Source organism: Chromobacterium sp. FG22 (assembly GCF_057809415.1).
Genome location: NZ_JBMDJX010000033.1, coordinates 1 through 19,286 on the forward strand (window position 1 = coordinate 1; position 19,286 = coordinate 19,286).

Genomic DNA, 19,286 nt, shown 5'->3' on the forward strand with positions numbered 1-19,286 from the left:
CGCGGGCCTCGCTCAGCGTGGCGGCCTCGCCCAGCAGGCTGAGCGCGCGGCCCGTGGCGCGGTCGGCGCGCCACAGCGCCGCGCCCTTGACCAGCAGCACCACCCAGCAGGCCAGCGCCGCCAGCAGCAGGCCCAGGATCACGGTCTTCACGACCGGGTCTGCCGCGCGGTACATGCCCAGCGCGCTCAGGTCGGCCGGCATGGCCGCGCCGGCTTCCGCCAGCGCCGTCAGCGGCCAGCACGCGCCTGCCAGCGCGCAGCCTGTCGCCGCTCGTTTCATGGTGTTCATCATCGGAAATCCAAGCGAAGTTTTATTTGTTCGAGTTGAGAATGTTATACGTAATGAGAATCATTATCAATATATAAGCGCAGCGCAACCGCGCTCAAGGCCGGGCCGGCGCCGCGAACCAGGCGTAATCGCCCTGGCGCGCGTCCAGCTTCATGCCCTCTTCCGCCAGGATCAGCACCCGCAACGGCGTTTGCGGCTGCAAATCGCGCACATGCAGCGGCACGCCGATGTCGGCGGCGGCGTGATAAGCGCCGGCGATCAACAGCGCCGGCGCCGGCGCCGCCAGCAGCCGCTCGGCCATGCGCCGGTCCCGCGCCTGCTGCACCGCCAGCATCGAGGCCAGGTGCTCGGCCTTGACCTCCCCGCCGTGCTCCTCGCGGATCAGTTCGCTCAGCTTGGCGCGCACCTCAGGCCGCGTGGACGCCTGGCCCGGCAATTGCACCTGGCTGCGGTACACCGCCTGCATCTCGTTCCTGTCCAGATTGGCCGCCAGCACCGGATAAGGCGCGCGCATCACATGCTCGGCCAGTTTGCCGTACAAGGGCCACGGCCAGCCCGGCAGCCAATCCACCGCCTGGGCGAGCGCGGCGCCGGACAGCGGCTGGCCGGCGCGCAGCCGGGCCTGCGCCTGTTCCACCTTGGCCTGCTGCGACGGGGTCAGCATTTCCAGCAGCACGCTGCCCTGCGGCCGCCGCGCCGCCAATTCCGTCGCCAGCCAGCGTTCGATGCGGTGGTGCTCGCGGTTGTCGTGCTTTTCCCCCACCAGCAGCCGCGGCGCCGCGGCCAGCCGCTGCAGCAATTGCGCCGGCTGCAAAACTTCGCCGCTGCGCAGGTCCACAATGCGGCCGGGCGGGTCCCCGGCCGGTTCGGCCTCCTGAGACAGGGCCGCGCAGCCGCTCAGCAGGACGATGGCCAGCAGCTTCCAGATTGACTTCATAGGGTTTCCTCTCGCATCGTCGGCTTAGAACCTGTTCAAAAATCTGCTGCGCTTCGTGCAGCGTTGCACGGTGAGCACCCGCTCAAAATACTCAGTGCCACGCGTACCTTCCGCTTTTCGCTCGTTTTCGCCTTGTCTCGCTCTTGCTCGCGGGATCATGAACAGGCGCTTAGCGTAAAACCCGGCATTGTAGTTGCAATTGATTCTTATTATCAATATTTACCATGCTAAAAGCATTCCTCGCCCGCCTGATTCGCCGGCCTCGCCCTTGTCGCCAGCGCGCGCCTCTCCCAGGGATTGAAAAATTTCTTGAAACTAGACGACCGGTCTAGTAGACTTCAGCCCATGTCACGTCCCAACCAGTTTTCAGACACTCGCGAACACCTGCTGGCCACCGGCGAAGCCATCATCCTCGGCAAGAGCTTCTCCGCCGTGGGCCTGGCGGAAATCCTCGGCGCGGCCGGGGTGCCCAAGGGTTCGTTCTACCATTACTTCCGCAGCAAGGAAGGCTATGGCGTGGAACTGCTGCGTCGTTATTTTGAGAAATACGACGGCAGACTGGTGAGCTTTCTGTCCAAGGACGCCGGCAGCGCCCGCGATTGCCTGCTGCATTATTTCGACGGCTGGCTGGAAACCCACCGTTGCGATCAGCCGCAGCGCTGTTGCCTGGCGGTGAAGCTGGCCGCCGAGGTCTCCGACCTGTCCGAGCCGATGCGCGAGGCGCTGGCGGAAGGCATGGGTTTCGTGGTGCGCAATCTGGCAGCCTGCATCCGCCGCGGCCAGCAGGAAGGCTCTCTGGACGCGGACCTGCTGCCGGACGAGACCGCCAGCGCGCTGTACAGCCTGTGGGTGGGCAGCGCGCTGCTGTTCAAGACTCAACATTCGCGCGCGCCGCTGTTGGCGGCGATGGCGCATACGCAACAAATTCTGCGCGCGCCCTAGCCAAGGCGAGGCCGCGCCCTCCCCCGCTCCCCGGAGCGGGTTATTTTGACATTAAAACTAGACGACTGGTCTACTTGAAGGAGTCCCAAGCATGAACTCGACACTGGAACTAATGCAAGAGCACCGCAGCGTGCGCAGCTACCAGGACAAACCCATTCCCGCCGAGGTGCTGGACGCGGTGCTGGACGCCGCCTGGAAAGGTCCCACCTCCATCAACGGCCAGCAGGTGTCGCTGGTGGTGGTGCAGGACGCGGAGCGTCGCCAAAAAATCGCCGAAATCGCCGGCGGCCAGCCGTGGATCGCCCAGGCGCCGGTCTTCGTCGCCATTGTTCCCGACTTCTACAAAACCCGGATCGGCGTGGAAAAAGCCGGCGCCGAGCAAGTGATCCACAACAGCGTGGAAGCCTTCGCCGTCGGCGCGGTGGACGCCGGCATCGCGCTGGGCAACCTCATGACCGCGGCCCGTTCCGCCGGCCTGAGCGTGGTGCCCATCGGCGGCATCCGCCGCGACCCGCAAGCCATGGTGGAACTGCTGGAGCTGCCGGAACTGACCTTCCCGCTGGTGGGCGTGGTGCTGGGCTACGCCGATCAGGACAGCGCGGTCAAGCCGCGGCTGCCGCGCGCCAGCTTTGTGCACCGCGAACGCTACCAGGCGGCGGAACTGCCGGCTATGATCGCGCAGTACGACGCGTCCATCATGGATTACTGGAAGAGCATTCAGCGCGCCGACGGCCAGCCCTGGTCCGCCAACACCGCGCAGTATTACCGCAACGTGTATTTCCCGCAGGTCGCGCCGGTGGCGCGCAAACAGGGTTTCGGTTTCGATCTGTGATCGCGCCCGCCCACTTTTCCCCGCTTAAATAGAGCCAAGGACATCGCAATGCAAGCCGACAAACTGTTCACCCCGCTGCGCGTAGGCGCCGTGACCCTGAAAAACCGCGTGGCGATGGCGCCGCTGACCCGGCTGCGCAACACCGAGCCGGGCGACGTGCCCACCGCGCTGGCGGAAACCTATTACGCCCAGCGCGCCGGCGCCGGCCTGATCGTGGCGGAAGGCACCCACATCTCCCCCACCGCCAAGGGCTACGCCGGCGCGCCGGGCATCTACAGCGAAGCGCAAGTGGCGGCCTGGACCAAGGTCAACGCCGCGGTGCACGCCAAGGGCGGCCTGACCGCGCTGCAACTGTGGCACACCGGCCGCATTTCCCACCGCTCCTTGCAGCCGGACGGCGAAGCGCCGGTGGCGCCGTCGGCGATCCAGGCCGACAGCCGCACCAATATCCGCGCCGCGGACGGCAGCCTGGTGCGCGAGCAGTGCGACACCCCGCGCGCGCTGGAAGTGTCCGAACTGGCCGACATCCTGGAAGACTATCGCCGCGCCACCGACAACGCGCGCCGCGCCGGCTTCGACCTGGTGGAAATCCACGGCGCCCACGGCTATCTGCTGGACCAGTTCCTGTCGCCGCAGGCCAATGTCCGCACCGACGAATACGGCGGCAGCGTGGCCAATCGCGCGCGCTTCCTGCTGGAGGTGGTGGACGCGGTGGTGTCGGAATGGGACGCCGAGCACGTGGGCATCCGCATCTCGCCGCTGGGCGTTTTCAACGGCATCAGCAATACCGATCAACTGGAGATGGCGCTCTACCTGGCCGAGGAACTGGCCAAGCGCAAACTGGCCTTCCTGCACATCTCGGAACCGGACTGGGCCGGCGGCCCGGTGCTGGACGAGGGCTTCCGCCAGGCGCTGCGCCAGCGTTATCCGGGCGTGATCATAGGCGCCGGCGCCTACACCGCGGAAAAGGCGGAAACCCTGATCCGCCAAGGCTATATCGACGCCGCCGCCTTCGGCCGCAGCTATATCGCCAACCCGGACCTGGCCGAGCGCCTGCAAAGCGGCGCGCCGCTGAACCCGCCGGACCTGGCCACCTTCTACGGCGGCGACGCGCGCGGTTACACCGACTACCCGGCGCTGAACGGCTAAGCCCACCGCTCACCGCCAGGCACGCGGCGCGCCTCCCCCATGGGAGCGCGCCGCTTTTTCATGGCCGCACCCATCCGGGCTTGCCGGCCGGCTATTTTCCGCCCGCGGCCGATACCGGCCGCGTAAGCGAGCATTGACGGGCTTTTAACGCCCGGCCTGCGCCTTGACCGGGCAGCGGGCAACTGTGCACAATCGCTGCCGTGCCGTTCCTCGCGGCACCGGACTTGGCCGTCCGGCGAACTACACTGCGAACAAGCGCTTGAGCTTTGCGTTTGGATCGCTGCACTCGTGCGCGCTCACAATGGCGGGCCGGGTGGGGACACCTTAGCGGGTGTGCCGGAGTCGTGTAGTCCGGTCGGCCAACCCTGTTCGGTCTGCCACCTCCGCTTGGCCGTGGGGGTGGCAATGAAAAACCGCTACACGGAGGTGATCATGTCGATCAAAACCCCATCCCGCCGCCATTACCGTCCAGACCCGGACCCGACGTCCCGCGCGGAATTGCCGTTTGCAGCCAACGCGTCCAACCGGCGCGGCGTTCATTGCTGGCAAGTTCCGCCCATAGACGACCAACACGCCGCGCATTTGCTGGGCCGCGAATTCGCAGGACATTTCATCAAGTATCTGCAGGACAATCCCGACGACGGGCTGCGAAACCTGCTCGCCCAAATCGCCGCGGACATAGACTTTAGCGACGACAGCGCCGCCAAAGGCTATTGGGAAGGCTTCTTCAGCCTGCTTGAGCAAGTGCTGGCGCTGACCACCTCGCTGCTGGACGTATTCGATTACATCGACCGGCTCAACGCCCGGGAGGCCGCGGAACGCGCGCTAAAGCCCGCCGCCGCGGCCGGTACTTAACAATTTCAGCAAGCGCCAAGCGCGCCGGCATGAAAAAAGGAAGCCTCCCGGCTTCCTTTTTTTAACGCCCGGCGCAACGCGCGGGACAATCAGTTGCGGCCGCAGCAGGCCTTGTACTTCTTGCCGCTGCCGCACGGGCAGACGTCGTTGCGGCCCACTTTGTCGCCTTCGCGGCGCACGGTGCTGGGCGCCTGTTCCTTGGCGCGCCAGTAGGTGTGGACCGCGGCCAGCGCTTCCAGCATTTCTTCCTTGTAGCCTTCCACTTCTTCGTCGCTGAAGGTCAGCAGGTCTTCGCCGTCTTCCTGCTCGAAAGCGCCGCCCAACACCAGCATCGGCATCATCAGGCTTTCAAAGCCCTCGTCCTCGTCGGCCACTTCGAACCAATCGGTGTCCACCACGTCCAGCGCGTAGAGGAAGGCGTTGGCCCACGGCCAGTAGTCCGGCTCGTCGCTGTCGTCTTCCGCGTACAGGATCAGGTCCAGCTCGTCGCCGGTCGCCAGCGCGGCGGCGGTGGCGTCGTACAGCTTCTGCAGCAGGGTTTTCAGTTCCGCCGCGTCGTCCGCGTTTTCAAAGGCCGGCGCGTCGCCCAGCACTTCTTCCAGCCAGAAATCGGCGTCCACCGCGTCCGGACCGCACGCCAGCGCGGCGAAAAAGCCCTGCACTTCGTCCGGGCGCATGGTGCTGCCGCTGGCGGACAAGGGGGTCAGCAGGTTTTCCAGACGCAGCAGATCGGCGTCGTTGAATACGGTAGTCATGATGGATTCCTCAGCTTAAAGATCAGTCTGGCGGCATTGTAAGCCAAAAAGCCCCGGCAAGCCGGGGCTTTTGCTCCCATTGTTTGAGACGGGTCAGGCGGTTTTGCCGTCCGCCAGACCCAACTTCTCCTTCATCTTCTCTCGCATGACGAATTTCTGAATCTTGCCGGTGATGGTCATCGGGAAACTATCGACGAATTCGATGTAACGCGGAATCTTGTAATGCGCGATCTGCCCCTGGCAAAAAGCACGGATATCGTCGGCGTCGGCGCTCTCGCCGTCGCGCAGCCGGATCCACGCGCACAACTCCTCGCCGAAGCGCTCGTCCGGCACCCCGATCACCTGCACGTCCTGAATCTTGGGATGGCGGTAGAGAAACTCCTCCACCTCGCGCGGATAGATGTTCTCGCCGCCGCGGATCACCATGTCCTTGACCCGGCCGACGATGTTGACGTAGCCGTCCGCGTCCATCTCCGCCAGATCGCCGGTGCGCATCCAGCCGGCGGCGTCTATCGCCTCCGCGGTCTTGGCCGGGTCGCCCCAATAGCCGGGCATCACCGAATAACCGCGCGTGCACAACTCGCCGCTCTGGCCGCGCGGCGTGATGCGGCCTTCCACGTCCACGATCTTCACCTCCACGTGCGGATGGATGCGCCCCACCGTGGCCACGCGCTTGTCCAGCGGCGTGTCGGTGGCGCTCTGGAAGCTCAGCGGACTGGTCTCGGTCATGCCGTAGCCTATGGTCACCTGGCTCATATTGAGCTGGCTGGTCACCCGCTTCATCACCTCGATCGGACACGGGCTGCCGGCCATGATGCCGGTGCGCAGCGTGGACACGTCGTAATCGGAAAAATCCGGCCGATCCAGCACCGAGATGAACATCGTCGGCACCCCGTGCAGGCCGGTGCAGCCCTCCTCCTGCACCGTGCGCAACACCTCCTGCGCGTCGAAGCTCTCCGCCGGAAACACCATGGCCGCGCCGTGGCTCAGGCACAGCAAGGTGCCCAGCACCATGCCGAAGCAATGATAAAGCGGCACCGGGATGCATAGCCGGTCGTCCGGGCCGAAAGCCATCGCCGCGCCGGCGAAGTAAGCGTTGTTCAGGATGTTGTGATGGGTCAGGGTGGCGCCCTTGGGGCTGCCGGTGGTGCCAGAGGTGAACTGGATATTGATCACGTCGTCGAACTGCAGCGTCTCGCCCAAGCGCTGCAACCCGGCTTTCTCCTCGGCCGACGGCGCGGCCATCAGATCGGCGAAATTGAACATGCCCGGCGTGCGCTGCTGCCCCAGACGGATGACGATTTCCAGCTGCGGCATGGCGGCGGACTTGAGCCGGCCCGGCTCGCTGCCGGCCAGCTCCGGCAGCAGATCCGCCGCCATCGCCAGGTAGTCGCTGCTCTTGAAGCTGGGCGACAGAATCAATGCGCGGCAGCCCACCTTGCTCAGCGCGTATTCCAGCTCGGAGCGGCGATAGGCCGGATTGATGTTGACCATGATCAGGCCGGCCTTGGCGGTGGCGAACTGAGTCAACACCCATTCCGCGTTGTTCTGCGACCAGATGCCGATGCGGTCGCCGGGCTTGAGTCCCAGCCGGATCAGGCCGCAGGCCAGCCGGTCCACCTGCTCGCGCAATTCCTCGTAACTCCAGCGTATCTGCTGATGGCGCACCACCAGCGCTTCGCGGCGGCCGTGCTCGCGGCAGGTCTGGTCGAACAACTGGCCTATGGTCTGGCCGATCAAGGCTTGCGGGCTGGCGCCGTGGACATAGCTGGGCAAGGTCATCGAATCTCTCTCTCCTGGTGGACGGTACGCATCGCTTTTGTTTTTTTCATTCATCCCACAAGTTGACGATTACGTAAACGTAAATCATGCTAGGGCTGAGAACGCGTTAAAAAAAAGCTACAATCGCCGCTTGCCTTGGAACACACCATGACCGAACCCGAATTCTTCAGCATCTCCGACCTGGCGCGCGACTTCGACGTCACCCTGCGCACCATCCGCTTCTACGAGGAACAGGGCCTGATAGAACCGCAGCGCGACGGCCGCCAGCGGGTGTTCAACCGCCGCGACCGCGCCCGGCTCAAGCTGATCCTGCGCGGCAAGCGCATCGGCCTGTCCTTGTCCGACATCCGCGAAATCCTGGACCTGTACGAGCAGGCCCACGACGAGGCCAGCCAGTCGCAAAAACTGCTGGACCTGGTGCTGGAACGCCGCCGCCTGCTGGAAGAACAGCGCCGAGACATCGACGCGGTGCTGGAAGAAATCACCCGCCTGGAAAGCCACTGCCGCACGGTGCTGGCGCAGCCGCCGGCCGCGCGCAGCGCCTGAGAACCTGTTTACGATCTGCTGCGCGTCGACGATACCGCGTTGGAACCGAGCTCAAAATGCTCATGCACCACGCGGACATTGAGCTGGCTCTCAAAACCAGTTCACGATCAAGCAGGCCATCAAGCCCACACCATCACCTCGGCCACCGGCCGACGCGGCTTCTGCGGCCAATTGCCGGCCGCCGCCCGCCCCACCGTCACCAGCATCACCGGCAACTCGTCCGCGCCCAGGCCAAACTCCCGCGCCACCGCGGCCGCGTCGAAACCGCCCATCGCGCAACTGGCCAGGCCGCGCTCCTCCGCCGCCAGCAGCAAGACCATCGTCGCCAATGAGGCGGAACGGATCGCCTCGTCGCGCTGCGCGCGCGCGTCGTCCCGGTGGGCGTTCTCCGCCGCGCGCAGCCAGCTGTCGCCGACCTCCGGCGGCAGAATGCCGGCGTCCACCGCCGGCCGCAGCGACGCCTCCAGCCCGCGATGCGCGTTCAGCGTGCCGCAGCAGATGAAGGTCACCGCCGCGTCCGCCACTTTTTGCTGGCCGTAGCTGGCCGCCTGCAAACGGCGCTTGGCCTCGGCGCTGCGCACCGCGACGAACTTCCAGTTCTGCAAATGGTAGGCCGACGGCGCGCGGGTGGCGGCGTTCAGCAACTGCTCGATCTCCGCGTCCGCCAACACATGGGACGGATCGAAGTGATTGGCCGACACGCGCTGGTCCAACAAGGTTTGCAAAGCGCTCTTCATGAACAGACTCCTTATTTGATTGCTGCTGATTGATTCCATTACCGCTCAAGACCGCGCGCGCGCCGCGCCGGCCATGATCTGCTTGTCCGCCGGCGGCGGCGCGGCCATGCTGCGCTGCACCGCCAGCACGCTGGCCAGCACCGTGGCCAGGCCGGCCAGCTGCAAGGGTCCCAAGGCCTGCCCCAGCAACAGCCAGCCCAACAGCACCGCCGTCAGCGGGCTGAGCAGGCCCAGCGAGGACACCGCCACCGACGGCAGCCGCGTCAGCCCGCGAAACCACAATAAATAGGCTAGCAAGGCGCCGAACAGGCAGAGATAGCCGTAACCCAGCCACTGCGTCGCGCCCAGCGCCGGCAAGGCCGGGTCCAGCGCCCAGGCCAGCGGCGCCAGCATCAGCCCGCCCAGGGCCAGTTGCCAGCCGGTCAAGGCGGCGAGCGGCGCGCTCGGCCGCCAGCGCCGGGTCAGATAAGTGCCGCTGGCCATCGCCGCCGCGCCGCCCAGCGCCGCCAACATGCCGATGCCATCCCAGACCGCGCCCGGCGACAACAGCAAGGCCGCCATGCCCGCCACCCCGGCGACGCCGGCCCAGGCGGCCGTCCGCGCCGGGCGGCGGCCGTCCAGCCCCCAGGCCAGGCCCATCACCAGCAGCGGCTGGGTGGCGCCCAGCACCGCGGCCAGGCCGCCCGGCAAGCGATAGGCGGCCACGAACAACAGCGCCTGGAACACGCCGATGTTCAAGGCGGACAAGACCAGCAGACGGCCCCACTCGCCGCGCCGCGGCAGGTGGCGGCTGGCCAGGATCAACAACAAGCCGGCCGGCAACACCCGCAGCAAGGCGGCGGTGAACGGCCGGTCCGGCGGCAGCAGCTGGGTGGTGACGATATAGGTGGAGCCCCAGATCGCCGGAGCCAGCGCGGTCAACAACACATCGCTCCAACGGGAGGCCATCAGGCGCGCAGACATGGGCATTCCTTTCGCAATCGCTTATAATCGCATCGAAAACTAACTTGAATTCAAGATAACATTGCCTTGAATTCAAGACAAATAAAATCTTGAATTCAAGATAAAGGAATGCGCATGACGCAACAGAACGCCGGCGACGCCGTGGACGCCATCCTGGCGCAATGGCACCGGGAACGGCCGGACCTGGACGTGGCGCCGATGGGCCTGATCGGCCGGCTGCGCCGCTGCTCCGTGCTGCTGCAGCACAGGCTGGACGCCACTTTCGAGCAATTCGGCCTCAGCGGCTGGGAGTTCGACGTGCTGGCCACGCTCAGACGCGCCGGCGCGCCGCACAGCCTGGCGCCCACCGCGCTGTTCTCCTCGCTGATGATCAGCTCCGGCACCATGACCCACCGGCTGAAAGTGCTGGAAAGCAAGGGCTGGATCGAACGCGCCGCCTGCGCCGAGGACGCGCGCAGCACCCTGGTGCGCTTGACCGAGAGCGGGCTGGAACTGATAGACCGCGCCGTCACCGCCCACGTGGCCAACGAGCACGCCATCCTGTCCGGCCTCAACCAGCGCAGCCAGGACGCGCTGGACCGCAAGCTGGCGGAGTTGCTGGCGGCCTTGGAACCTCCAGCGTCATGACGCCCGCCTAATCTGCGCCCGCCTGCGGCCAAAGCCCGCCGCATGGCTTAAAATCAGGGCTTGAGGCCGGCCCGAGCGGGCGCGGCCGCCCCACTCCCGACGCCATGATAGAAAACCAAGCCATGCTGCTGGCGGTGTTCGAACGGGCGGCGCTGATGTTGATGGCGCTGTTCTTCCTCACCCGCACCCGCCCGTTTCAACACCTGTTGCGCAAACAGGACCACAGCCCGGCCGAACTGGCGGCGGTGTCGCTGCTGTTCTGCCTGTTCGCCGTGTTCAGCACCTATACCGGCATTCCGGTGGACGGCTCCCTGGTCAATGTGCGCATCATCGCCATCCTGTCCGGCGGCATCCTGTTCGGCCCCTGGGTGGGGATACCGGCCGGCATCGTCTCCGGCCTGCACCGCTACCTGATAGACATCAACGGCTACACCTCGCTGCCCTGCCTGATCTCCAGCGTCTGCGCCGGCCTGCTGGCCACCTGGATACACTGCCGCGCCGACCGGGGGCGGCTGTGGCTGTACGGCATCCTGGCCGGCATGCTGTGCGAAGGGCTGACCATGGGCCTGATCCTGCTCTTGACCGAGCCGGCGGTGGGCGTGCCCATCGTCAGCCACATCGCCTTCCCGATGATTGTCGGCACCGTCTGCGTCGGCCTGATCATCAAGCTGGTGCAAGACCTGAACGACGAAAAAGAACTGCTGGCCGCGCGTCAGGCCAAGCTGGCGCTGACCATCGCCAACCGCACCCTGCCCTATTTCCAGAACCTGGACCGCGACGCCATGGTCCAGGTCTGCACCGTGATCCGGGACCAGCTGGACGCCGACGCGGTGGCCATCACCAACACCTCGGACGTGCTGGCCTATGTCGGCCTGGGCAAGGACTACTACGAGATGGACGAGCACTCCGCCATCGGCGCCATCACCCGCCAGGCCATTGCCGGCGACCAGATCATCATCGAGAACAATCTGCAGCAATACCACCTGGCGGACTTCCACTCGGTGATCATCATCCCGCTGCGCGAAAAGGCCGGCGTCAGCGGCACGCTGAAAATCTTCTACCGCAAGAGCCACGGCATCAGCACGCCGCTGCGCGAAGTGGCGGTGGGCCTGTCCCAGCTGATCTCCACCCAGATGGAAGTGTCGCGGGTCAAACAGCTGGAAGAAATGGCGCGCAAGGCGGAATTCAGCGCGCTGCAAAGCAAGATCAACCCGCACTTCCTGTTCAACGCCCTGAACGCCATCTCCTCGCTGATCCGCATCCAGCCGCAGCAGGCGCGCCAGCTGATCGCCAACCTGGCGGACTACCTGCGCTACAACCTGTCGCTGGGCGACCGGCTGATCGACATCCAGGAAGAACTGCAGCAAGTGCGCGACTACGTGGCGATAGAACAGGCGCGCTTCGGCGCCAAGCTGACGGTGGACTTCGACATCGACGACGTGCACGTGCGCATCCCCAGCCTGCTGTTGCAGCCGCTGGTGGAAAACGCCATCCTGCACGGCATCCAGCCGCGCAAGGAGCCGGGACGGGTCAGCATCGCGGTCAAGCGTGACGGCGCCAAGGTGCATGTCTGCGTGCGCGACACCGGCTACGGCGTCAGCCAGGAAGTGCTGGACGGCGTGGCCGCCGGCACGCTGTCCAGCCGCAGCATCGGCCTGAGCAACGTCAACCAGCGGCTCAAGCTGCTATACGGCGAGGGCTTGCGGCTGACCCGGCTGGAGCCCGGCACCGCCGTCTGTTTCGACCTGCCCGCCGCCGAGGAGCCGACATGCTGAAAGCCCTGATCGTGGAAGACGAATACCTGGCGCGCGAAGAGCTGGCCTATTTGATCCGCGAGCACAGCCGCATCGACATCGTCGCCAGCGTGGAAGACGGGCTGGAAGCGTTCAAATTCCTGCAGGAACACGAAGTGGACGTGGTGTTCCTGGACATCAACATCCCGTCGATAGACGGCCTGCTGCTGGCCAAGAACCTGCACAAATCGTCGCGGCCGCCGCGCATCGTCTTCGTCACCGCCTACAAGGAGTTCGCGGTGGAAGCGTTTGAAGTGGAGGCCTTCGACTACATCCTGAAGCCTTACAACGAGGCCCGCATCATCAATCTGCTGGCCAAGCTGGAAGCGCAGACGCCGCCGGCCGCCGCCGCGCCGGCCGAAGCCCCGGCCGCCAGCCGCACCGTCAACCTGGTCAAGGGCGACAGCATCATCGTCACCCCCTGCGAACAGATCTACTACGCCGAGGCCGACGAGAAAGTCACCCTGGTCTACACCGCGCACGACCGCTACGTGATGTCGATGAGCATCAGCGAGTTCGTCGCCCGCCTGCCGGCCGACAGCTTCTTCCGCTGCCACCGCTCCTACTGCGTCAACATCCACAAAATCCGCGAGATCGCGCCCTGGCTCAACAGCACCTACATCATCAAGCTGTACGACCTGAAAGCCGAGATTCCGGTCAGCCGCAGCAATATCAAGGCCTTCCGGCAGTTGATGCATCTTTGAGCGTTGGTCGCCCGCGCGGCGCATCAAACCGGCTGCCAGCCGGCTCCTGAATAAGAACCTGTTCATAATCTGCTGCGCTGCGGCGATACGGCGTTGAAACCGGCTTCGAAATGCTCATGTACCCTATGTACACTCCGCTTTCTCAGCCGTTTTCGCCTTGTCTCGCTCTGGCTCGCGAGATTTTGAACAGGCTCTAAGGCCAGACATTCCATTGGCAAGCCGGCTTTGCAATGGAAATGCCATCCACTCATTCGAGCCATTTTCAGGGCCTGCAACTGGTTCGCCGCCGTCTGCACTTCATTCCGCGCCGCCTGCATCTCATGCCGCCGCCGCGCCCCCTACATAAGCACAGGCTTATAGTCACACCAACAGTAATGACTTTAAGCGAGCAGCGCCATGAACGCCTCAAACACCATCCGCTACCGTACCCTGGCCGGCACCGTCCTCACCCAATTCGCGCTAGGCTCCGTCTACACCTGGAGCCTGTTCAACGCCCAACTCTCCGCCAAGCTGTCCGAGCCGGTCAGCCAGGTGGCTTTCGCCTTCGGCCTGCTCAGCCTGGCGCTGGCGGTGGCCTCCTCGCTGGCCGGCAAACTGCAAGAACGCTTCGGCGTGCAGCGCGTCACCCTGGGCGCCGGCCTGATGCTGGGCCTGGGCTTCTTCCTCACCGCCCAAGCCAATAATCTGGTCATGCTCTATCTGTGCGCCGGCGTGCTGGTGGGCCTGGCCGACGGCGCCGGCTACCTGCTGACGCTGTCCAACTGCGTCAAATGGTTTCCGGAGCGCAAGGGCCTGGTATCCGCCTGCGCCATCGGCGCTTACGGCCTGGGCAGCCTGGGTTTCAAATACATCAATCTGGCGCTGCTGGCCCGCTTCAGCCTGGAAACCACCTTTGAGCTGTGGGGCCTGATCGCCATGGCCATGGTGGTGGCCGGCAGCCTGCTGATGCGCGACGCGCCGCAGCAGCAAGCCGCCGCTCAACAAACCGCCAGCCATGACTACACCCTGGCCGAGGCGATGCGCCAACCGCAGTACTGGATGCTGGCGCTGATGTTCCTGACCGTGTGCATGAGCGGCCTGTACGTGATCGGCGTGGCCAAGGACATTGGCGAAAGCTATGTGCACCTGCCGGCGCTGACCGCCGCCAACGCCGTCGCGGTGATCGCGGTGGCCAATCTGTCCGGCCGCCTGGTGCTGGGCATTCTCTCCGACAAGATGCCGCGCATCCGGGTGATCACCATCGCCCAGATTGCCGCGCTGGCCGGCATGCTGACCCTGCTGTTTGTGCCCCTGAACGCCACCCTGTTCTTCCTGGCCATCGCCTGCGTCGCCTTCAGCTTCGGCGGCACCATCACCGTCTACCCGTCGCTGGTCAGCGATTTCTTCGGCCTCAACAATCTGACCAAGAACTACGGCGTGATCTATCTGGGCTTCGGCATCGGCAGCATCGTCGGCTCCATCGTCGCTTCGCTGTTCGGCGGCTTCCTGGCCACCTTCCACCTGATCCTGGCGCTGTTGATCGTCGCGCTGCTGTTCTCGCTGACCATCCGTCAGCCGGGCAGCAGCAAGGAAGCGGAGTTCGAAGCCGAGCCGCACCTGGGCAAGGCCTGATTCCCGCGCCGCTCGCCGCAACGCCCCCGTTTTGGGGGCGTTGTTGTTTGATTGAATCCGCTGCGCGGATGATGATTTTGATTGCCGGGGCTGCCCGGCGGGCAGGAAGGGGAATTTGCTCGGCCAAATTCCCCTTCACCCCAAAGGCCGCCCTGCAAGCCTGGCCTGCGGCTTCCCGCCGGGTCCCGTCAGGCCCGAGGCGCGGCTGAACTCGCACCGCGCTAATGTAACGCGGCGCGCTATTTGTCACTCATTTGCACTTTTTTTGGCACCGTGGATTGTTGTGCATTTTGGTTATATAGCGAGCTTGCCATCCCTGCTTGGCCAGCCCTTTAAAGGGCTAAGTTCTGGCAAGGTAGGTGCGTGCTAACCATGTTCAAGAAAGATGGATGCTACTGCCTTTGCGCATTCCTCGAGTTGGCCCCGTTGACTGTTGCCACCAAATCACCGCCACTTAAACGAAACTCTCCGCCAACTTGAACTTTTATCTCTTCGACTTGCACCTTTACAGGCTGATTGGCTGCTTGCTGCATCTTCTGTGCCAGCATATCGAGCCCGGTGGAGGCATTGAGAGAGGATTGCAGCAAACCTAACTGAGGGATAGGGGCTGCACTGCTAGGGGCATTGCGTAGATCAATAGGCGGTGCTTTTGATCGTGCCTCATCTTGGCTATAGCGTTTCAACCACTGCTCGTTTTCGGCGGCGTAGCCATCGCCAAACTGATACCAGGGCTGATAGCGTTTGCGTGCTGCATCAATTTGCGCTTGCGAGTACCGGGAACGAATTTGCTTCCAAAGGGCTTTCCCATTTTTTAGCTCCTCATCTTCCTGATCGGTGGTGAAGTTTGCCAAGGATAGAGCTGCCAGGCCAAGCCCTCCCGCTCGTAGAGCCACGCCAGCATTACCGGTGGCACGGGTTGCGGGACCATTCCCCCCAGATCGAGAGCCAGGTAACCCGCCTCTCCCCATCAAAAGCATTGGTAACGCAGCTGCGCCGGCAGCAGCAGCCAAGGCGCTGATGGCAGTTGTCGCACCAACCAGCGAAGCAGTGAGACCAGGGTATTGAGAGCCATACTCAGCAAGCTTGCCAGCAACATCGCCAGCAACACTATTGAGTTTGCCAACAGAGTCGTATAACCCTCTTTCCTTGGCATTTGCCACCTGTTGAAACTTAAAGCTATCTTGCTCTTTCATGAACAGATGGTTTGTCTCAACATCTTGTGCACCACCTGCTTTTGTCTTTTTATCCAGTTCGGCAAGTTTTGCCGGATCAAACAAGATAGGTAGCAGCCCAAGTAGGGCCTGCCTGTCTTGAACGGTTTTGCCAATACCTTTTGCCATCATAATATCGGCCATGCTGGCGAACATATCCGATTTGTCTTTGTCGCCGGCAGATGATTTTACCCGCTGTTCCAGCTTGGCAAACTCGGGGTCTGCCTTTGCAACCTTGCTCACCAGTGCTGTAAATGCATCGACAGCATCCATGCCTTTTTCTCTGGCTTGTATCAAGGTGCCATACAGGTCTATCCCTTTTTCTCCACGCTTTTTATCACCGAAGGTGCGAGCGCTGATTTTCTTAAAATCGTTTGCTGTATCTGCTGAGGTAAGTTTTTGCAGAAAGTTGAGGACGTTATTTCCCGCCTCTTCTGTACCACCCGCCGCTGTTACGGCCATTTGGCTGACAGAAAGAATCTTTGAAAGCCCATCGATTCCACGAAGTCCTGCGACTCCGCCAACGGCCAGCAGTTTGGGCAACCATTTTGCCATGTCTTTAAGTTCAAAGCCGCCAAGTTGGCCAGCTTTCAAAGCCATCCCTAAAGCTTTCGGGATTTGATCAATTGGAATTTTGGCATTTTGCACTGCGGCCATGACTACATCAGTCATTTCCTCTGCACTGGAACCCGATGCAGTGGCCGCCTTACTGATCATGGGGAGCAGCTTGCCAGCCTGTTGTGGGGAGAAAATACCGCGTGCAATCAGTTTATCAAGTGCGGCGGCGTTATCATCGTTAGTCCCACCTTCAAGACCAGCTGTAGCGATATAGTCTTGCAACTGTTTTTTGCCATCCCGGCGGCGTTGTAATTGCTCTTCAACCGAAAGCTTTCTCCCATTCTCTTCCGTGTCGTTGAAGGCAGTGTTTGCCATTTGCGCCAAGCGCATGTCGTAGTTGGCCACTCTACGCATGGGGGAAGAGAGCACCGCACCACCTGCGACTGTTCCTACTGCCACAGCTGCCAACGTTTTCGAGCCAGCAGCAAGATTTCGGTGCAATTGGCTGACACCAGTCATTTCGCGGCGAAGCTCTTTGACCTGATCCCGCATTGCACTGTAGGCGCGGGTTTGCTCCCGCGCCGTCATGGTGCCGCTGCTGGCCAGGCGCTTGTAGGCGGCCTCGGTCTGCTGAATCTCGCGTTGTATGGCGCGCTCCGACCTGACGCCCAGTTGCTCCCGTGCGGAGGCCATACGCTGGCTTTCACGCGACAGGCCGATGACGGCCTTCTCGGCGCGCTGGGTGTTCTTCTCCAAATCCTGCATTGCCCGCGCAATTGGGCGCGAGGCTTCGTCGCGGGCCTTGAGAATTAAACCAACTTCAGGTGCTCTTGCCATGTTTAACCTGGCTTTCTTTTACGCTGGGATTTAATGCTGCGCTGCTCGACGCCACCGCGCTGACGTGTCTTGCCGCCGTACAAGCTATTGACGGCGGCAAGGAAGCCTTCAAACTCGACGGCGCTTAGCTCGCGGGCCCGGCATTCGGAGATGCCGTGCCGGCCGAGGACGACGACGGCGAGTCGGAACCCGCTGAGTTGCTCTTCGGCCGCATCCGCTTTTTTTTGAGACGATCCCGCGCCTCTGCCATCACGTCGAAGTCGTCATCTACCATACCAACCAGCAGCTCGTAGGTGATCGCCTCACGCGGGATGCTGCCCAGCTTCACCAAGCTAGCGGCTAACATCATCGTGTTGATGCGAAAATTGGAGCTGCCACTGCGGGCCTCAATGGCGTCGATGTTGTCGCCTACTGTCGGCAAGCGCAGCTCGAATTCGTAGTGCATCTGGCCAGACCCTGCCGGGTACTCCACGCCATATTGCAATTCGTCTTTTTCGGTCATGGCAATCGTCCTTTCGCGTGACTTGCTTATGAAAATAAGTTGGTAGCAGGGGGCCACCTTTTGTCTCGGCGGTGGACTGCTACCGGTTCCAAAGCCAACCATATTCGGGCTTGTTGAGTGGTGACTATGATCGGCCTATCTCGTCACCATCCGCCCCCCAGCCTGTCGGAGGGACAGGACTCGCTGAACTCACTTAGTCCAAATGCGACGTGACGATCACGTCCAGCAGGCCATAATTCGGATTCGATGCGCCGTTCTCCAGTCTTTCGGCCTGCGCGATGTAGAAGGCCGCTTCGCGGTTGGAACTCCCCACCAGCAGGATGTTCGGTTTGATACCCAGCGGGCGACCTTCATCGGTCTTTTGCGCCGTCATGGCGGCGTACAGTGCATTGAAGTTGGCCGCAGTCAGATCGCGGCGGCTGGCAAAGGCCTGCTGCCAGAAGGCAAAGCCGACGTTCAGTCGAGCATCCACGCCATACAGGAATTCATCCCGCATGAAGACGTTTTCGTCATTTTCGTTGGTCAGTTTTTTCAGCGCATACGGACGGCGTTCCTGCATGATGAACGGCTTGAGCGGGCGGGTAGTGTCCAACAGGAACCACGTGGGTTTGGCTTCAGGCTCGGTGGCCGGGGCTTGATAGTTGGCAACCGAATCCACGCCTGCCTTGGTGACGACCGGATGATCGGTGTCAAAGAAGTACTGGCCGTCATAGCACGGGGTCGAGAAGCCGGAGCGAATCAGTTCGAACAGTAGTTCATCGGGGTGCGCGGCGGCGGCGTTGCCCATTTCTTGGAACAGAGGCCCCATGACACCAATGCGGTCATCTTCGATGTCTTCGCGCTTGAGCGAGATGGTAGATTCAAACTTACGGTTCTTGATGGCATAGCCGTGCGCCGTCAAACTGCTGACCTGGCGTTCGCCCAGCCATTCCCGTAAGCGGGGAAACTGCCCCAGCCAGGCATAGTTTTCCTCGCTGGAGACAGACGTCACCTTGGTTGCCAGGTTCGGCCATTCTGGCTTGGCGGTCTCCACCCCCTTGTTGAACAGAGTGTTTACGTTCGTATAGATGGCTTTGAGCGTGTTAGCGTTAACAATCATTTCGTATCACTCCTCTACATGTGTTTAATTGGCGTTTAAAAACGCCTCTACTGCGTTTTTTTGTGGCTTTCGTAGCCCTGAGCAGGGTTTGGTCACAAAATCGTTTTTAAACGCGTTTCTGGCTTAAGTGCTAGTCGGTTCGTCGGCTACGCTATTGGCTGAGCGGGCCTTGCCAAAGATCACGTACACCTGACGTTCGCTGAGCTGGAACTCTTCTGCCACCTGAGGCACAGAGAAACCATCCCGCAAACGGGACACAATACGGGTGTTACGAGCGTCGATCTCGCCAGCTTTATTTTTGGGTATATAGAGACGGTCCCCGCCAAAATGGGCACACATCTTGGCTGTACCCTCTTCGCCGAAGCGGGTGTGCCAGATATCTTTCAGGCCATCACCATGGAAATATTTAGGAATACGAATGGTGTGTCCGCCATAGGCTTCACACATATTGATGGTCCCTTTTTCGCCAAGCAGCGACAGGAGCATTTCATAGGTGGTGCTCGGTTCGCGCATCTCAGTCTCCTCTGTGATGAAATGATTCACGACAAAGATAAGCG

19 protein-coding genes are annotated in these 19,286 nt (G+C 62.6%); 9 read left to right on the top strand and 10 right to left on the bottom strand.

All coding sequences use genetic code 11. The features are described 5' to 3' along the window. Both ACODSD_RS21965 and ACODSD_RS21970 read right to left on the bottom strand, forming a co-directional pair. A partial coding sequence (locus ACODSD_RS21965; protein WP_488878330.1) for a hypothetical protein occupies window positions 1-292 on the bottom strand: 292 nt, incomplete at its 3' end. A gap of 91 nt (window positions 293-383) precedes the next feature. Next, complete coding sequence (locus tag ACODSD_RS21970; protein WP_488878331.1) at window positions 384-1,226, bottom strand: ChaN family lipoprotein; 843 nt, start codon at window positions 1,224-1,226, stop codon at window positions 384-386. Window positions 1,227-1,571: 345 nt separating this feature from the next. On the opposite strand from ACODSD_RS21970, the gene ACODSD_RS21975 reads away from it, so the two are divergent. The 4 genes from ACODSD_RS21975 to ACODSD_RS21990 all read left to right on the top strand — a co-directional run bounded on the left by ACODSD_RS21975 (window position 1,572) and on the right by ACODSD_RS21990 (window position 5,004). After that, entirely contained in the window at window positions 1,572-2,168 is a 597-nt protein-coding gene (locus tag ACODSD_RS21975; RefSeq protein ID WP_107799942.1) for a TetR/AcrR family transcriptional regulator, read from the top strand. A gap of 91 nt (window positions 2,169-2,259) precedes the next feature. Beyond that, a complete protein-coding gene (locus tag ACODSD_RS21980; RefSeq protein ID WP_107799943.1) occupies window positions 2,260-3,000 on the top strand; it encodes an NADPH-dependent oxidoreductase in 741 nt (246 codons plus the stop codon). 48 nt (window positions 3,001-3,048) lie between these two features. Continuing rightward, window positions 3,049-4,149 carry an N-ethylmaleimide reductase gene (gene nemA, locus ACODSD_RS21985; protein ID WP_107799944.1) on the top strand — a complete coding sequence of 367 codons (1,101 nt, stop codon included), beginning with the start codon at window positions 3,049-3,051 and terminating at the stop codon, window positions 4,147-4,149. Between the two features lie 432 nt (window positions 4,150-4,581). Continuing rightward, entirely contained in the window at window positions 4,582-5,004 is a 423-nt protein-coding gene (locus ACODSD_RS21990; protein WP_146176674.1) for a hypothetical protein, read from the top strand. An 89-nt stretch (window positions 5,005-5,093) separates the two neighbouring features. Here the strand turns inward: ACODSD_RS21990 and ACODSD_RS21995 are convergent, their stop codons facing one another. Further along, a complete protein-coding gene (locus tag ACODSD_RS21995) occupies window positions 5,094-5,759 on the bottom strand; it encodes a UPF0149 family protein (RefSeq protein WP_488878332.1) in 666 nt (221 codons plus the stop codon). 93 nt (window positions 5,760-5,852) lie between these two features. After that, the gene (locus ACODSD_RS22000; RefSeq protein ID WP_488878333.1) at window positions 5,853-7,541 is read right to left on the bottom strand and encodes an AMP-binding protein; all 1,689 of its coding nucleotides are present in this window, start codon (window positions 7,539-7,541) and stop codon (window positions 5,853-5,855) included. A gap of 147 nt (window positions 7,542-7,688) precedes the next feature. Between ACODSD_RS22000 and ACODSD_RS22005 the strand changes: the two genes are divergently transcribed. Then, window positions 7,689-8,087, top strand: a complete 399-nt coding sequence (locus tag ACODSD_RS22005) for a MerR family transcriptional regulator (RefSeq protein ID WP_107799948.1) — start codon at window positions 7,689-7,691, stop codon at window positions 8,085-8,087. A gap of 119 nt (window positions 8,088-8,206) precedes the next feature. Here the strand turns inward: ACODSD_RS22005 and ACODSD_RS22010 are convergent, their stop codons facing one another. Further along, complete coding sequence (locus tag ACODSD_RS22010; RefSeq protein WP_227107356.1) at window positions 8,207-8,824, bottom strand: nitroreductase family protein; 618 nt, start codon at window positions 8,822-8,824, stop codon at window positions 8,207-8,209. Between the two features lie 45 nt (window positions 8,825-8,869). Continuing rightward, window positions 8,870-9,772: an EamA family transporter gene (locus tag ACODSD_RS22015; RefSeq protein ID WP_488878348.1), complete on the bottom strand. Its 903-nt coding sequence runs from the start codon at window positions 9,770-9,772 to the stop codon at window positions 8,870-8,872. A gap of 129 nt (window positions 9,773-9,901) precedes the next feature. Between ACODSD_RS22015 and ACODSD_RS22020 the strand changes: the two genes are divergently transcribed. The 4 genes from ACODSD_RS22020 (at window position 9,902) to ACODSD_RS22035 (ending at window position 14,522) form a co-directional block, all read left to right on the top strand. Further along, window positions 9,902-10,414 (top strand): MarR family winged helix-turn-helix transcriptional regulator, encoded by a 513-nt coding sequence (locus tag ACODSD_RS22020; RefSeq protein ID WP_231464600.1) that lies wholly within the window; start codon window positions 9,902-9,904, stop codon window positions 10,412-10,414. A 104-nt stretch (window positions 10,415-10,518) separates the two neighbouring features. Continuing rightward, entirely contained in the window at window positions 10,519-12,189 is a 1,671-nt protein-coding gene (locus tag ACODSD_RS22025) for a sensor histidine kinase (RefSeq protein WP_199225893.1), read from the top strand. After that, window positions 12,183-12,911 (top strand): LytR/AlgR family response regulator transcription factor, encoded by a 729-nt coding sequence (locus ACODSD_RS22030; protein ID WP_048410449.1) that lies wholly within the window; start codon window positions 12,183-12,185, stop codon window positions 12,909-12,911. Before ACODSD_RS22025 ends, ACODSD_RS22030 begins: the two co-directional genes overlap by 7 nt. A gap of 396 nt (window positions 12,912-13,307) precedes the next feature. Beyond that, window positions 13,308-14,522, top strand: coding sequence for an L-lactate MFS transporter (locus tag ACODSD_RS22035; protein ID WP_488878334.1), 1,215 nt, complete (start codon window positions 13,308-13,310; stop codon window positions 14,520-14,522). A 392-nt stretch (window positions 14,523-14,914) separates the two neighbouring features. Here ACODSD_RS22035 and ACODSD_RS22040 read toward each other — a convergent pair whose 3' ends face one another. The 4 genes from ACODSD_RS22040 to ACODSD_RS22055 form a co-directional block, all read right to left on the bottom strand. Further along, window positions 14,915-17,128, bottom strand: a complete 2,214-nt coding sequence (locus tag ACODSD_RS22040) for a phage tail tape measure protein (RefSeq protein ID WP_488878335.1) — start codon at window positions 17,126-17,128, stop codon at window positions 14,915-14,917. A 124-nt stretch (window positions 17,129-17,252) separates the two neighbouring features. Continuing rightward, a complete protein-coding gene (locus ACODSD_RS22045) occupies window positions 17,253-17,630 on the bottom strand; it encodes a hypothetical protein (protein ID WP_488878336.1) in 378 nt (125 codons plus the stop codon). Between the two features lie 193 nt (window positions 17,631-17,823). Next, on the bottom strand, window positions 17,824-18,729 hold the full coding sequence (locus tag ACODSD_RS22050; RefSeq protein WP_488878337.1) for a Mu-like prophage major head subunit gpT family protein: 906 nt from the start codon (window positions 18,727-18,729) through the stop codon (window positions 17,824-17,826). A 123-nt stretch (window positions 18,730-18,852) separates the two neighbouring features. Further along, window positions 18,853-19,242, bottom strand: coding sequence for a Mor transcription activator family protein (locus ACODSD_RS22055; protein WP_488878338.1), 390 nt, complete (start codon window positions 19,240-19,242; stop codon window positions 18,853-18,855). Window positions 19,243-19,286 lie beyond the last annotated feature (44 nt).

What these genes read in the sequence shown, in the direction of transcription:
- ACODSD_RS22045 (WP_488878336.1), bottom strand. Translation starts at nt 17,630, where the DNA reads ATGACCGAAAAAGACGAATTGCAATATGGCGTGGAGTACCCGGCAGGG.
- ACODSD_RS21975 (WP_107799942.1), top strand. Translation starts at nt 1,572, where the DNA reads ATGTCACGTCCCAACCAGTTTTCAGACACTCGCGAACACCTGCTGGCC.
- ACODSD_RS22000 (WP_488878333.1), bottom strand. Translation starts at nt 7,541, where the DNA reads ATGACCTTGCCCAGCTATGTCCACGGCGCCAGCCCGCAAGCCTTGATC.
- ACODSD_RS22050 (WP_488878337.1), bottom strand. Translation starts at nt 18,729, where the DNA reads ATGATTGTTAACGCTAACACGCTCAAAGCCATCTATACGAACGTAAAC.
- ACODSD_RS21990 (WP_146176674.1), top strand. Translation starts at nt 4,582, where the DNA reads ATGTCGATCAAAACCCCATCCCGCCGCCATTACCGTCCAGACCCGGAC.
- ACODSD_RS22020 (WP_231464600.1), top strand. Translation starts at nt 9,902, where the DNA reads ATGACGCAACAGAACGCCGGCGACGCCGTGGACGCCATCCTGGCGCAA.
- ACODSD_RS21970 (WP_488878331.1), bottom strand. Translation starts at nt 1,226, where the DNA reads ATGAAGTCAATCTGGAAGCTGCTGGCCATCGTCCTGCTGAGCGGCTGC.
- ACODSD_RS22010 (WP_227107356.1), bottom strand. Translation starts at nt 8,824, where the DNA reads ATGAAGAGCGCTTTGCAAACCTTGTTGGACCAGCGCGTGTCGGCCAAT.
- nemA (WP_107799944.1), top strand. Translation starts at nt 3,049, where the DNA reads ATGCAAGCCGACAAACTGTTCACCCCGCTGCGCGTAGGCGCCGTGACC.
- ACODSD_RS22040 (WP_488878335.1), bottom strand. Translation starts at nt 17,128, where the DNA reads ATGGCAAGAGCACCTGAAGTTGGTTTAATTCTCAAGGCCCGCGACGAA.
- ACODSD_RS22030 (WP_048410449.1), top strand. Translation starts at nt 12,183, where the DNA reads ATGCTGAAAGCCCTGATCGTGGAAGACGAATACCTGGCGCGCGAAGAG.
- ACODSD_RS22035 (WP_488878334.1), top strand. Translation starts at nt 13,308, where the DNA reads ATGAACGCCTCAAACACCATCCGCTACCGTACCCTGGCCGGCACCGTC.
- ACODSD_RS21980 (WP_107799943.1), top strand. Translation starts at nt 2,260, where the DNA reads ATGAACTCGACACTGGAACTAATGCAAGAGCACCGCAGCGTGCGCAGC.
- ACODSD_RS21995 (WP_488878332.1), bottom strand. Translation starts at nt 5,759, where the DNA reads ATGACTACCGTATTCAACGACGCCGATCTGCTGCGTCTGGAAAACCTG.
- ACODSD_RS22025 (WP_199225893.1), top strand. Translation starts at nt 10,519, where the DNA reads ATGATAGAAAACCAAGCCATGCTGCTGGCGGTGTTCGAACGGGCGGCG.
- ACODSD_RS22005 (WP_107799948.1), top strand. Translation starts at nt 7,689, where the DNA reads ATGACCGAACCCGAATTCTTCAGCATCTCCGACCTGGCGCGCGACTTC.
- ACODSD_RS22055 (WP_488878338.1), bottom strand. Translation starts at nt 19,242, where the DNA reads ATGCGCGAACCGAGCACCACCTATGAAATGCTCCTGTCGCTGCTTGGC.
- ACODSD_RS22015 (WP_488878348.1), bottom strand. Translation starts at nt 9,772, where the DNA reads ATGGCCTCCCGTTGGAGCGATGTGTTGTTGACCGCGCTGGCTCCGGCG.